The sequence below is a fragment of the Bradyrhizobium sp. CCBAU 21365 genome (genome assembly GCF_015291305.1).
Lineage (GTDB): Bacteria > Pseudomonadota > Alphaproteobacteria > Rhizobiales > Xanthobacteraceae > Bradyrhizobium > Bradyrhizobium elkanii.
On sequence record NZ_CP030036.1, the window covers coordinates 2,832,898 to 2,845,483 of the forward strand.

Annotated in this window: 14 protein-coding genes; 12 read left to right on the plus strand and 2 right to left on the minus strand. The window is 66.1% G+C overall.

Annotated elements, in window-relative coordinates:
- Nucleotides 1–52: 52 nt before the first annotated feature.
- The 3 genes from phnD to phnE (XI02_RS13010) all read left to right on the plus strand — a co-directional run bounded on the left by phnD (nt 53) and on the right by phnE (XI02_RS13010) (nt 2,792).
- Nucleotides 53–988: a phosphonate ABC transporter substrate-binding protein gene (gene phnD, locus XI02_RS13000; protein WP_016846417.1), complete on the plus strand. Its 936-nt coding sequence runs from the start codon at nt 53–55 to the stop codon at nt 986–988.
- A 74-nt stretch (nt 989–1,062) separates the two neighbouring features.
- The gene (gene phnE, locus XI02_RS13005; RefSeq protein ID WP_172648408.1) at nt 1,063–1,947 is read left to right on the plus strand and encodes a phosphonate ABC transporter, permease protein PhnE; all 885 of its coding nucleotides are present in this window, start codon (nt 1,063–1,065) and stop codon (nt 1,945–1,947) included.
- Entirely contained in the window at nt 1,944–2,792 is an 849-nt protein-coding gene (phnE, locus tag XI02_RS13010) for a phosphonate ABC transporter, permease protein PhnE (RefSeq protein WP_016846419.1), read from the plus strand. Before phnE (XI02_RS13005) ends, phnE (XI02_RS13010) begins: the two co-directional genes overlap by 4 nt.
- 167 nt (nt 2,793–2,959) lie before the next feature.
- Here the strand turns inward: phnE (XI02_RS13010) and phnF are convergent, their stop codons facing one another.
- Nucleotides 2,960–3,685 (minus strand): phosphonate metabolism transcriptional regulator PhnF, encoded by a 726-nt coding sequence (gene phnF / locus XI02_RS13015; RefSeq protein ID WP_016846420.1) that lies wholly within the window; start codon nt 3,683–3,685, stop codon nt 2,960–2,962.
- A 116-nt stretch (nt 3,686–3,801) separates the two neighbouring features.
- Here phnF and phnG point away from each other — a divergent pair, with 116 nt between their 5' ends.
- From phnG to XI02_RS13060, 9 genes are all read left to right on the plus strand, one after another.
- A complete protein-coding gene (gene phnG / locus XI02_RS13020; protein WP_172648407.1) occupies nt 3,802–4,263 on the plus strand; it encodes a phosphonate C-P lyase system protein PhnG in 462 nt (153 codons plus the stop codon).
- Between the two features lie 4 nt (nt 4,264–4,267).
- Nucleotides 4,268–4,876, plus strand: a complete 609-nt coding sequence (gene phnH / locus XI02_RS13025; protein ID WP_172648406.1) for a phosphonate C-P lyase system protein PhnH — start codon at nt 4,268–4,270, stop codon at nt 4,874–4,876.
- Between the two features lie 3 nt (nt 4,877–4,879).
- Entirely contained in the window at nt 4,880–5,983 is a 1,104-nt protein-coding gene (locus XI02_RS13030) for a carbon-phosphorus lyase complex subunit PhnI (protein ID WP_172648405.1), read from the plus strand.
- On the plus strand, nt 5,980–6,864 hold the full coding sequence (locus XI02_RS13035) for an alpha-D-ribose 1-methylphosphonate 5-phosphate C-P-lyase PhnJ (RefSeq protein ID WP_172648404.1): 885 nt from the start codon (nt 5,980–5,982) through the stop codon (nt 6,862–6,864). Before XI02_RS13030 ends, XI02_RS13035 begins: the two co-directional genes overlap by 4 nt.
- The gene (gene phnK / locus XI02_RS13040; protein WP_172648403.1) at nt 6,857–7,654 is read left to right on the plus strand and encodes a phosphonate C-P lyase system protein PhnK; all 798 of its coding nucleotides are present in this window, start codon (nt 6,857–6,859) and stop codon (nt 7,652–7,654) included. Before XI02_RS13035 ends, phnK begins: the two co-directional genes overlap by 8 nt.
- 8 nt (nt 7,655–7,662) lie before the next feature.
- Nucleotides 7,663–8,361, plus strand: a complete 699-nt coding sequence (phnL, locus tag XI02_RS13045) for a phosphonate C-P lyase system protein PhnL (RefSeq protein ID WP_172648402.1) — start codon at nt 7,663–7,665, stop codon at nt 8,359–8,361.
- Nucleotides 8,362–8,374: 13 nt separating this feature from the next.
- Nucleotides 8,375–9,529, plus strand: coding sequence for an alpha-D-ribose 1-methylphosphonate 5-triphosphate diphosphatase (locus tag XI02_RS13050; RefSeq protein ID WP_172648401.1), 1,155 nt, complete (start codon nt 8,375–8,377; stop codon nt 9,527–9,529).
- On the plus strand, nt 9,526–10,119 hold the full coding sequence (gene phnN / locus XI02_RS13055; RefSeq protein WP_069278613.1) for a phosphonate metabolism protein/1,5-bisphosphokinase (PRPP-forming) PhnN: 594 nt from the start codon (nt 9,526–9,528) through the stop codon (nt 10,117–10,119). Before XI02_RS13050 ends, phnN begins: the two co-directional genes overlap by 4 nt.
- 76 nt (nt 10,120–10,195) lie before the next feature.
- Complete coding sequence (locus XI02_RS13060) at nt 10,196–10,807, plus strand: pyridoxamine 5'-phosphate oxidase family protein (protein WP_172648400.1); 612 nt, start codon at nt 10,196–10,198, stop codon at nt 10,805–10,807.
- Nucleotides 10,808–10,836: 29 nt separating this feature from the next.
- On the opposite strand, the gene XI02_RS13065 is transcribed toward XI02_RS13060, so the two are convergent.
- A complete protein-coding gene (locus tag XI02_RS13065; RefSeq protein WP_172648399.1) occupies nt 10,837–12,561 on the minus strand; it encodes a SulP family inorganic anion transporter in 1,725 nt (574 codons plus the stop codon).
- Nucleotides 12,562–12,586 lie beyond the last annotated feature (25 nt).

The window sequence follows — 12,586 nt, forward strand, 5'->3', positions numbered from 1 at the left end:
AGGCTGGGCGTTTTGCCCGGCCAACAGGTGTAACCACAAAAGAGGGGTAGTCATGATCACTCGTCGCATCGTTCTGGCCGGCGCCGCCGTGCTGGCGTTCACCGGTTCGGCATTCGCGCAGGACTGGAAAGCAAAATATCCGGAGCTCACCTTCGCGGTGGTGCCGGCCGAGAACGCCTCCGGCGTCACCGAGCGCTGGACGCCGTTCGTGGCGTACCTGTCGAAGGAACTCGGCGTGAAGGTCACGCTGCGCATCGCCAACGACTACGCGGCCGTTATCGAAGGTCAGCGCGCCGGCAACATCCAGATCGCCAGCTACGGCTCGGCCTCGTTCGCGCGCGCCCGCCTGACCGGCGTCAAGACCGACGCCTTCGCCAACGACATCAACGCGGACGGTTCGACCGGCTATTACTCGGTATTCTTCGTCAAGGCGTCGAGCCCCTCCAAGAGCGTCGATGACCTGAAGGGCAAGAATCTCGGCCTGGTCGATCCGAACTCGACGTCGGGCAACAACGTGCCGCGCTTCGAGCTCGACAAGATGGGCATCCACGATGCGGATACCTATTTCGGCAAGGTCGTGTTCACCGGCAGCCACGAGAACGCCGTCTTGGCGCTGGCGCAGGGCACCGTCGATATGGCGGCCAATCAGTGGACCAGCGACGACGACTCCACGCTGGCCCAGATGCTGCACAAGGGCATGCTGAAGAACGCCGACGGCTCGGCGATGAAGAAGGACGATTTTCGCATCATCCACAAGTCGGCGCCGATCATCAACGGTCCCTATGCCTACAACGCCGATCTGCCGGAAGATCTGAAGGCCGCGATCGCGAAGGCCTTCTTCGACGCCCCGACCAAGGACAAGGCCGCTTTCGACCGTCTCTCCGACGGCCAGAAGAAGGGCTTCCATCCCGCCACCACCAAGGATTGGGACGGCACCATCGAGCTGATCAAGTTCGTCGACAATCTGCGCAAGAAGAAGGCGAGCTGATCGCCTGAATCACGAGGGCCGGGCTCGACAGCCCGGCCTTTTCTTCTCAACTCGAACCGGACTGGCACGCGTCGATGGCGACCGCCGTATCCATTCTTCCGGCGCAGCAACTGGCCACGCTGGAAGACGCTTACCGCAGGTCCGTCGCGCGCAAGCGGCTCAGGGCTGCGCTGGCGGTGGCCGTGTTCTGTGCGGTGCTGGTGATCGCCGCGTTCGGCGCGGAGGTGAACCTGCGCACGCTGTTCACCCATTTCGGCAACTTCGTCAGCTATTTCGACCGCATCCTGACGCTTGATTCGGGCGCGCGGGTCTGGACCGATCTTCCTGAATGGTTTTGGGGCTGGAAGAAGTGGCTGAAGATGCTCGGCGAGACTCTGCTGATCAGCTATGTCGGCACGCTGACCGGCGCGGTGTTCGCCTTTGCGCTGAATTTCTTCGCGGCCCAGAACACCTCGCCGGGACCGTGGCTGCGCTTTGTGGTGCGCCGCCTGCTGGAATTCGCCCGCACGGTGCCCGGCATCGTGTTTGCGCTGATCTTCGTGATCGCGTTCGGCCTCGGGCCGATGGCCGGCGTGCTGGCGATCGCGATTCACTCGACCGGCGCGCTCGGCAAGCTGTTCGCCGAGATCGTCGAGAATGCCGACATGAAGCCGGTCGAGGGCATCCGCTCCACCGGCGCGAGCTGGCTGTCCTGCATGCGCTTTGCCGTGCTGCCGCAGGTTTCGGCCGGCTATGCAAGCTACGCGCTGCTGCGCTTCGAGATCAATGTCCGCGAAGCCTCGGTGATGGGTTTTGTCGGCGCCGGCGGCATCGGCCAGGAACTCGTGGTCGCGATCCGCAAGTTCTATTATTCCGACGTCAGCGCCATCCTCGTCACCATCATCATCACGGTCTTCATCATCGATATCTCGACCGGCTGGCTGCGCGGCCGGCTATTCGGTAAGGAGACCCGGCGATGAGCCAGCTGCCGAAGCCGGATACGCCCGAGCTGCGCGCGAAATATCCCGACGCCTTCGACCGGCCCGCCTCGGCGCGGCTGGCGCTGCCGGCGATGATCGTGGCGGCGTTTGCGATCTTCGTGTTCGGCCTGGTCGATCTCGACTTCTCGCCGTCCAGGCTGATCGCGGGCCTCAGCCAGCTCGGTTGGATCACCATGCTGATGATCCCGCCGAATCCCGGCTCGTCGTTCCCGCTCTACATGCAGGCGCTCGGCGAGACGCTGTCGATCGCGCTGCTCGGCACCACGCTTGCCGCGCTGCTGGCGCTGCCGGTCAGCCTGCTGGCGGCGCGCAATATCATCCCCTCCAACCTGATCCGCTTTCCGGTGCGCCGCTTCCTCGATTCGATCCGCGGCGTCGACACGCTGATCTGGGCGCTGGTCTGGATCAACGTCGTCGGCCTCGGCCCGTTCGCCGGCGTGCTCGCGATCATGGTGTCCGACTTCGGCGCGTTCGGAAAGCTGTTCTCGGAGGCGATCGAGGCGGCGGATCGCAAGCAGGTCGAGGGCATCCGCGCCTCCGGCGGCAACCCGCTGCACGAGATCCGCTTCGGCCTGCTGCCGCAGGTGCTGCCCGTGATCGCCGGGCAGGTGCTCTACTTCATCGAGTCCAACACCCGTTCGGCGACCATCATCGGCATCGTCGGCGCCGGCGGCATCGGCTTGCAACTCGCCGAGCAGATCCGCGTGCTGGAATGGCAGAAGGTGTCGTTCCTGATCCTGATGATCCTGATCGCGGTTGCCGCGATCGATTTCATCTCCAGCAAGCTGCGCTTTGCGATCATCGGGCAAAGGGCGGTGGTGTAGCTTCTTCTTCGCCTCTCCCCCGCGTGCGGGCAGAGGTCGGAATTTTCGCGCAGCGCAAATTCCGGGTGAGGGGGACTCTCCGCACACTCAAAGCTTTCGAAGTCGCGGAGACAGCCCCTCACCTCAACCCTCTCCCCGCAAGAGCGGGGCGAGGGAGCAGAAGCACGTCAGCCGTTCTCGACCAGAAACTCGACGCGCTCGGCGGCGAAGCGCGAGCGCTTGGTCACCAGCGGCTGGTCCAGCATGTCGACATCGGTGGCGTCGACCACCAGCACGGGTCGTCCCAGCGGCAGGTCGAGCCGCGCGGCGTCGGTCGCATCGACGATCGCCGCGGTGATCCGGGTCGAGGCGCGGTGGTAGTCCTTGACGCCGTAATGTCCGAGCAACTTGGTCATCGAGCGAACGTTGGCGAATACGCTGCCGGCATCGGGAAACCGCTCGGCCGACAGCCAGGTGGTGGAAACGCAGATCGGCGTCCGGTCGGCGAGCCGCACCGCTTCGATCCGGATCAGTGGCGCACCGATCTTCAGGCCCAGTTCGCGTGCGATCTCGCGATTGGCAACGTCGTCGCCTGCCTCGATCAACTGGCCGCGCGGCTCGTGACCGCCGGCGCCGACGATCTCGGAAAATCGCGTGCGTGAGCGCAGGGGATAGGCGAGGCGCTGGGCTTCGACATAGGTGCCGCTGCCGCGCTCGGCGCGCACCAGGCCGCGCTCGGCCAATGCGGCGAGCGCCCGCCGCACGGTGTGCCGGTTGACCCGGTACGTCTCGGCGATCTCCATCTCGCCGGGCAGCTTTTCGCCGGCGGCAAAGCGGCCGTCAGCGATGCCGCGCTCGATGCCGTCGGCGACCTGCCGCCACAAGGCGACGCCGGAACTTTCCTGCATGCTCATGGCGCGGTGATACCAGAAATCTTTGGTTTGTCACGAAACAGTCATGGCGCTCCGCTATCAAGTTGTCTAGTATCATAGACAACTTGATCCAAGCAAGGTTGCCCAAAGGTTTGCCCATGAGTTCGACCGGACCAAACAGCAAACAGGCCCAGCGCAAGGCCGCGATGACGGTGCTGGCGCACGCCGCCGCTGCGGATATCGCCGGCAGGCTGGCGGCGATCGCGGTGCCCGCGCATGAGAACCTGCGCGAGCCGGAAAACGGCCTTGTGATGCTGCGCGGGCGGATCGGCGGCGACGGTGCGCCGTTCAATCTCGGCGAGGCGACGGTGTCGCGCGCGGCGGTGCGGCTTGCGACCGGCGAGGTCGGCTTCGGCTACACGCTCGGCCGCGACGCGCGGAAGGCGCAGATGATCGCGCTGTGCGACGCCATGGTGCAGTCGGCGGAGCTGTCCGGCGAGGTGGAGGCCAAGGTGATCGCGCCGCTGCGCGTCGCCATGAACGCTGAACGAGGCCGCAAGGCAGCGGAAACCGCGGCGACGCGGGTCGATTTCTACACGATGGTGCGCGGTGAGGGATGATGCAATGACGACGATTGCCGAAATGCCCGCGGGCTTTGCCGACAAGGTGCTGTCGGCGCAGTCGACTTTCCGTTCCGTGATGGATGCGATGGCGCGCCCGGGCAGCGTGCAGCGCGTCGCCGCGAGCGTGGGAACACCGGCCGGCATGATGCGCGGCGCGGCCGCCATCGCGCTGACGCTATTCGATCACGACACGCCGATCTGGCTTGATGCTGCGATGTCGGCGACACCGGACGTCGCCCGCTGGCTGAAGTTTCACGCCAGCGCGCCGGTGGTCACCGATTCCTCGATCGCGAGCTTCGCTTTGATCGGCGATGCCGCGAGCCTGCCGGCGCTGGAGCATTTTGCGTTCGGCAGCAGCGAATATCCTGACCGGTCGACCACGCTGATCCTGCAGGTCGACAGCCTGTCGCAGGGTCCGGCCTTCGAGCTGAAAGGGCCCGGCATCGACGGCAGCGCCGTGTTGCAGGCGATGATCAAGCCACGCGACCTGTTCCAGCGGCTTGCGATCAACGAAGCTCTGTTCCCGCGCGGCATCGATGTCGTGCTGGTCCATGACGATGCCATTGTGGCGATCCCGCGCACCACGCGGCTGATCGCAAGCGGAGGGTGAGCGATGTATGTAGCCGTCAAGGGAGGCGAGCGCGCCATCGAGAATGCTCATCGGCTGCTCGCGCATGAGCGGCGCGGCGACCGCGACGTGCCCGAGGTGACGCTGGCACAGATCTCCGAGCAGCTCGCGCTTGGTGTCGATCGTGTGATGACCGAAGGTTCGCTCTACGACCGCGAGCTCGCGGCGCTCGCGATCAAGCAGGCGCGCGGCGACATGATCGAGGCGATCTTCCTGGTCCGCGCCTTCCGCGCCACGCTGCCGCGCTTTGGCGCCACCGAGCCGGTCAACACCGGCGAGATGCAGGTGCGGCGGCGGATCTCTTCGACGTTCAAGGACGTTCCGGGCGGTCAGATCCTGGGGCCGACCTTCGACTACACCCATCGCCTGCTCGATCCGCAGCTCGCGGAAGGCTTTGTGCCGGAGCAGCCGGCGACCGCGGAAGCCTCGCAGGCCGCCACGCCGCGGGTCACCGACATTCTCGGCCGTGATGGTCTGATCGAACCCTCGCCGCAGGCAGATAGTAACACGCCGGTCGGCGACCTCACGCGCGAGCCGCTGAGCTTTCCAGCTGATCGCGATCTGCGGCTGCAGAATCTAGCGCGCGGCGACGAGGGCTTCCTGCTCGCGCTCGGCTACTCGACGCAACGCGGCTACGGCCGCAATCACCCCTTCGCCGGCGAGATCCGCTTCGGCGAGGTCGAGGTCGAGTTCTTCGCCGAGGACGCGGGCTTTGCCGTGCCGCTCGGCTCGATCGAATTGACCGAGTGCCAGATGGTCAACCAGTTCAAGGGCTCGACGACCGAGGCGCCGTGCTTTACCCGCGGCTATGGCCTCGCCTTCGGGCAGAGCGAACGCAAGACCATGTCGATGGCGCTGGTCGATCGCGCGCTGCGTGCGCGCGAGCTCGGCGAGGAGGCGGCGGCGCCGGCGCAGGACGAGGAGTTCGTGATGTCGCACTCCGACAATGTCCAGTCGACCGGCTTCGTCGAGCATCTCAAGCTGCCTCACTATGTCGACTTCCAGTCCGAGCTCGGCCTGTTGCGCAAGCTGCGGCAGGAGTTTGCGGAAGCCAACGCGGTCGTGGAAATGCAGGAGGCCGCGGAATGAGCGCGCCGACGTACAATTTCGCCTATCTCGACGAGCAGACCAAGCGCATGATCCGCCGCGCGATCCTGAAGGCGATCGCGATCCCTGGCTATCAGGTGCCGTTTGCGAGCCGCGAGATGCCGATGCCCTATGGCTGGGGCACCGGCGGCGTGCAGGTGACGGCCGCGATCCTCGGTCCCGACGACGTGCTGAAGGTGATCGACCAGGGCTCGGACGACACCACCAACGCGATCTCGATCCGCAAATTCTTCGGCAAGACCGCTGGCGTCGCGACCACGACCTCGACCACGGACGCGACCGTGATCCAGACCCGGCATCGCATTCCCGAGGCGTCGCTGCATGCCGGACAGGTGCTGGTCTATCAGGTGCCGATCCCCGAGCCGTTGCGCTTCCTCGAGCCGCGCGAGACCGAGACGCGGCGCATGCACGCGCTCGCCGAATACGGGCTGATGCATGTCAAGCTCTACGAGGACATCGCGCGCTTCGGCCATATCGCCACCGCCTACGCCTATCCGGTGAAGGTGAACGCGCGCTACGTGATGGACCCGTCGCCGACGCCGAAGTTCGACAATCCGAAGATGGACAATTGCGCGGCGCTGCAGCTGTTCGGCGCCGGCCGCGAGAAGCGCATCTACGCGATCCCGCCCTATACCACCGTGGTGTCGCTGGACTTCGAGGATCACCCGTTCACGCGCTACCGCTTCAACGCGCCCTGCGCGCTGTGCGGCGCCGACAATTCCTATCTCGACGAGATCGTCACCGACGACAAGGGCGGGCGGATGTTCGTCTGCTCCGACACGGACTTCTGCGAGCAGCGCCAGGCGGCCGGCCATCACGGCACCGAGAGCGCGGCGCCGCACAAGGAGAAGGCGCATGTCTGAGCTCTCGAGCCTCGACAACGATGAGCCGCTGCTGGTGGCCGAGGGACTTGCCAAGAATTACGGCCGGCTTGCCGCCTGCCGCGACGTCTCGTTCGCGCTCTATCCCGGCGAGGTGCTGGCGATCGTCGGCGAGTCCGGCTCCGGCAAGTCGACGCTGCTGCAGCTGCTCTCGGCGCAGCTCGCGCCGAGCGCGGGCCGGGTGTCCTACCGGATGCGCGACGGCGTGCTGCGTGATCTCGGCGAATTGGGCGAGGCCGAGCGGCGCTTTCTGTTTCGCACCGACTGGGGCTTCGTGCACCAGGACCCGGCGCAGGGCCTGCGCATGGGCGTGTCGGCCGGCGCCAATGTCGGCGAGCGGCTGATGGCGGTCGGCTGGAATCATTACGGCCGCATCCGCGACACTGCGTCGACCTGGCTGGAGCGGGTCGAGATCGATACCGGCCGCATCGACGACGCGCCGAAGACCTATTCCGGCGGCATGCGGCAGCGGCTGCAGATCGCCCGCAACCTCGTCACCGAGCCGCGGCTGGTGTTCATGGACGAGCCGACCGGCGGCCTCGACGTCTCGGTGCAGGCGCGTTTGCTCGACCTGATGCGCAACCTCGTCAGCGAGCTCGGGCTCGCCGCGATCGTCGTGACCCACGATCTCGCGGTGGCGCGCCTGCTCTCGCATCGCGTGATGGTGATGAAGGGCGGCCGCGTCGTCGAGACCGGCCTGACCGACCAGGTGCTCGACGATCCGCGTGAGCCTTACACGCAGCTGCTCGTTTCCTCGATTCTTCCGCCATGAGCGTGCCAATGACCGCGATGATCGAACTTGCCGACGCCGAGAAGACCTTCACCATGCACCTGCAGGGCGGCGTCGAACTGCCCGTGGTGCGCGGCGTCTCGTTCCACGTCGATCCGGGTGAGTGCGTGGTGCTGTCGGGCCCGTCGGGCGCCGGCAAATCCTCCATCCTGAAGATGATCTTCGGCAACTACCGCTGCGACAGCGGCCGGATCGGCATCCGCCATCACGGCAAGGTTGTCGACCTTGCCACCGCCGAGCCGCGCCAGGTGCTGAGCATCCGCCGCTCGACCATCGGCTATGTCAGCCAGTTCCTGCGCGCCGTGCCGCGGGTGGCGACGATCGACGTCGTTGCCGAGCCCTTGATCGTCACCGGCGTGGCGCGCGAGGAGGCCCGCGCGCGCGCCGGCCAGCTGCTGCGCCGGCTCAACATTCCGGAGCGGCTGTGGACCTTGCCGCCCTCGACCTTTTCCGGCGGCGAGCAGCAGCGCGTCAACATCGCGCGCGGCTTCATCTCGGACCTGCCGATCCTGCTGCTGGACGAGCCGACCGCTTCGCTCGATGCGGCGAATCGCGCCGTGGTGGTCGAGCTGATCGCCGAGAAGAAAACCAAGGGCGTCGCGATGGTCGCGATTGTCCATGACGACGAAATCCGTCATCTGATTGCTGACCGCCTCGTCGACGTGACCTCGTTCGCGGCTGCTGCCTGAAGGACCGTTTGAAATGACCGCCAAGCAAGACACCATCATCGGCAACGCCCGGCTGGTCCTCGCCGATCGCGTGATCGAGCAGGGCTGGGTCGCGATATCAGGCGGCAAGATCGCCGAGTTCGGCGAGGGCAGGGCGCCCGAGGCCGCCGAGGATGCCGGCGGCGACCTCCTGATGCCCGGGCTGATCGAGCTGCACACCGACCATCTCGAGATGCACTATGTGCCGCGGCCGAAGGTGTTCTGGAATCCGGTCGCGGCCGTGATCTCCTATGACGGGCAGCTCGCGACCTCAGGCATCACCACGGTGCTGGATTCGCTGCGGGTCTGGCGCGAGGACGGCGCCGAGGATGTCGACGGCCGCGCCGGCGTGCTGGCGGCGGCGATCGCGGCGGCGCGCGAGGAGAATCTGCTGCGCGCCGATCACTTCCTGCATCTGCGCTGCGAGGTCCCGATGCCGGACGTGGTTGCCGAGGCCAAGGAACTGATCGACCGGCCGGACGTGCGGCTGATGTCGCTGATGGACCACACGCCGGGTCAGCGCCAGTTCCGCGACGAGGTCAAGCTGCGCGACTATTATCGCGGCAAGGGCGGCGGCATGACCGACACCCAGCTCGACGTGCTGTTCGCACGGCGCTTCGCCTATCAGAAGGAATATGCTGTTGCGAACACCCGCGCGATCGTCGCGCTGGCGCATGAATACCGGATCCCGCTGGCGAGCCATGACGACACCACCGACGAGAACGTGGTCGACGCCGTCAACGACAGGGTCGCGGTGGCGGAGTTCCCGACCACGATGGAAGCTGCGCGGGGCTTGCACGCCGCCGGCATCGACATCCTGATGGGCGCGCCGAATGTGGTGCGCGGCGGCTCGCACTCCGGCAATATCGCGGCGGTCGATCTCGCCAATGAGGGCATGCTCGATATCCTGTCGTCGGACTACATTCCGTCCAGCCTGTTGATGGCGGCGCTGCAACTGCCGCGGCATGTGCCGGCGATCGATCTCGCTTCCGCCGTGCGCACCGTGACCAAGACACCGGCCGAAGCGGTCGGGCTCAACGACCGCGGCGAGATCGCGGTCGGCCGGCGCGCCGACCTGATCCGCGTGCACGTCGCGCGCGATCTGCCCGTCGTGCGCAGCGTCTGGCGCGAAGGGGGGAGGGTCGCATGACCGATGCATCGGTCGTCGCCGATCGGCGCGCCGGAATCGGTCCCGGCCGGCTGATCCTGGTGGTCGGCCCGAGCGGCGCCGGCAAGGATACGCTGCTGGGGTTCGCCAAAGCGGCCTGTGGCGATGATCGCGATGTCGTGTTTCCCCGTCGGCTGATTACGCGCCAGGCCTCGGCGTCGGAGGACAATGAGGAGGTCAGCGCGGAGAGCTTCCCGCGCGCGGTAGCCGCCGGTGACTACGCCATGCACTGGGAAGCGCACGGCCATCGCTATGCGCTGTCGCGGTCGATCAACGACGATATCGGTGCAGGACGCACCGTGATCGCGAACGTCTCGCGCACCGTGATCGCCGCGGCGCGCCGCAACTATGCCAATGCTGTCGTGGTGCTGGTCACGGCGCCGCCGGATGTGCTGGCCGCGCGGCTCGCGATGCGGGCGCGCAGCAGTGACGGCCTTCTCGAGCAGCGGCTGGCCCGCACCGTCGACGAGAGCACGTCGACGCCCGATTTCACCATCGTCAATTCCGGCACCGCCGACTATCATGCGCGACAGCTTGTCCGCATCATCAAGGGCGAACGCTGGGACGAATAGAGCGTTTTCGAGCGAAGTGGATACCGGTTCGCGTGAAGAAAATGCGTCAAAAAAGAAGCAGAGGAGAACGGCACGAATGTCGGTGATCGAAACCGTCGAGCAGCTTGAGGCGATCTACGGCTTCCCGAACGACGCGTCGACCGTGAAGGTCGCCGATCACGTGACGCCGCTCTATCGTGTGCTCATCGAGAAGTCGCCGTTCGTGTCGCTTGCGACCGCAGGCCCCGAAGGGCTCGATTGCTCGCCGCGCGGCGACCTGCCGGGCTTCGTGCGCATCCATGATGCGAAGACGCTGATGATGCCGGATCGCCGCGGCAACAATCGCTGTGATTCGCTGCGCAACATCGTCCGCGATCCCCGCGTCGGGCTGCTGTTCCTGATTCCGGGCTCGGGCAGCACGCTGCGCGTCAACGGCCGCGCCTACGTCACGGCCGAGCCGGAGCTGCTCGCCTCCTTCACCATGGAAGGCAAGGCACCGCGCTCGGTGATCGTAATGAATGTGGAGGAAATCTATTTCCAGTGCGCCCGCGCGATCGTGCGCTCCGATCTCTGGAATCCGGACAAGCGGGTCGATCCGAAGGCGTTGCCGACGCCGGGCCAGATCCTTGCCGAGATGAGCGAGCACACGGTCGGAGGCGAAAAATACGATCGCGAATGGCCGGAGCGCGCGCGGCAGACGATGTGGTGATCCGCCCGGAAGGCTGGGATTAGACCTAGCTAGGCGTCAGCCCGGTCTTCCCAGTCCTCCCAAATCACGTCGTCGTTGATCTCGAGGTAGCGCGCAACGGCGGCGCCGATGGTCGGGAAGAAGTTGTTCTCGCCGAGCTGCGCCAACAGGCCGAATTTCTTCAGCTTGTCCTTGACGGGGTCCTTGAGCTCGGCAAAGCACAGCTCGATCTTCTGTGCGTGCAATGCCTCGTCCAGCTCGGCGAGAATATCGCCGGCGGTCACGTCCACGCTGGTGACCGGCTCGGCCGTGACCACCAGCCAGCGTACCGGAGTCGGAGATTTCGCCACCGCATCCAGCGCGCGTTCCTTGAAGAACTCGGCATTGGCAAAGAACAGCGGCGCATCCCACCGGAACAGCACCAGCCCGGGGATCTGGCGCGCATCCGGGTATCGCGTGATGTCGTGATAGCCCTTCACGCCGGAGGCGCGGCCCAGCACGGCGGAATGCGGCCGCCAGCCGTCCCACAGGAACTCGACGATGGCGAGCACGATGGCGAGGCCTATTCCCGGAATCACGCCCAGCACGGCCACGCCGACGAAGCAGACCATCGATAACCAGAACTCCCACTGCTGAATGCGGTAGATTCGCCTGAGGTCGCCGACCTCGAACAGGCCGAGCGCGGCGGCGATGACGACGGCGGCCAACGCGGCGTTGGGCAGGTGCTGAAGCAGGTTCGGCGCTATCAGCAGCAGAAAGGCGATGGCCAGCGCGCCGATGACGCTGGTCAATTGCGTGCGCGCTCCGGCAGCTTCCGCAACAGGCGTGCGCGATCCGCTGCTGCTGATCGGAAAACCCTGAAAAAAGCCGGCCGCCAGATTGGCCGCGCCGAGCCCCACCATCTCCTGGTTGGGATCAACGCGATCGCCCAATCGTCCCGCATAGGCGCGCGAAAGCACGCTGGTGTCGGCGAACGACACCAGCGCGACGGCGCAGCCGCCGATCAGCACCTGCACGATGTCGCCATAGCCGATCCGGGGAATCGCAAATCCCGGCAGGCCCTGGGGAAGCGAACCCAAGACCGTCACGCCGAAGCGTGCCCCGAGATCGAGAACCCCGGTGACAACCGTCGCCGCGACGACGGCAATCAGAATGCCCGGCAGCCGCTTGTTCCGCGCGAGCAGCAGGATCACCGCCAGCGTCGCAACGCCGATCCCGAGGGTCGCCCAATGCGTCTTTCCGTCGACGATTGCTCCGACGACCGCCCAGAGGCTGCGCAGAGGTCCATCGCCTTCAATGGAAAAGCCGAACAGCTTTGGCAGCTGGCTGATCAGCACGGTCAGGGCTATTCCGTTCATGTAGCCGTAGCGGATCGGCTTGGAGAGAAGCTCGGTCAGGAATCCCAGCCGCGCGATGCCCGCGACGATGCATATCGAGCCGGAGACGACGGCCATCATGGCGGCCAAGGTTGCCGCGCGCAGGGGATCGCCGCCCGACAGCGGAACGACGACGCCGAGGATGATGGCCGCAAGCGCCGAGTCCGGTCCAAGGACAAGGATGCGGCTCGGCCCGAACAGCGCGTAGACAAGCAGCGGGACGATCGTCGCATAGAGCCCGTAGATGCCGGGCAAGCCGGACGCTTCCGCATAGGCGATGCCGACCGGGACCAGCATGGTCGCGAGCACAAGCCCGGCAACGATGTCGTGTGGAAGCCACGCCGCTTGATATCGACGCAGCGTGTCGAGACCCGGCAGCCAGCCGGTCCAATGCTTCATCCCCGGTCACTCCCAACTTCGTTGG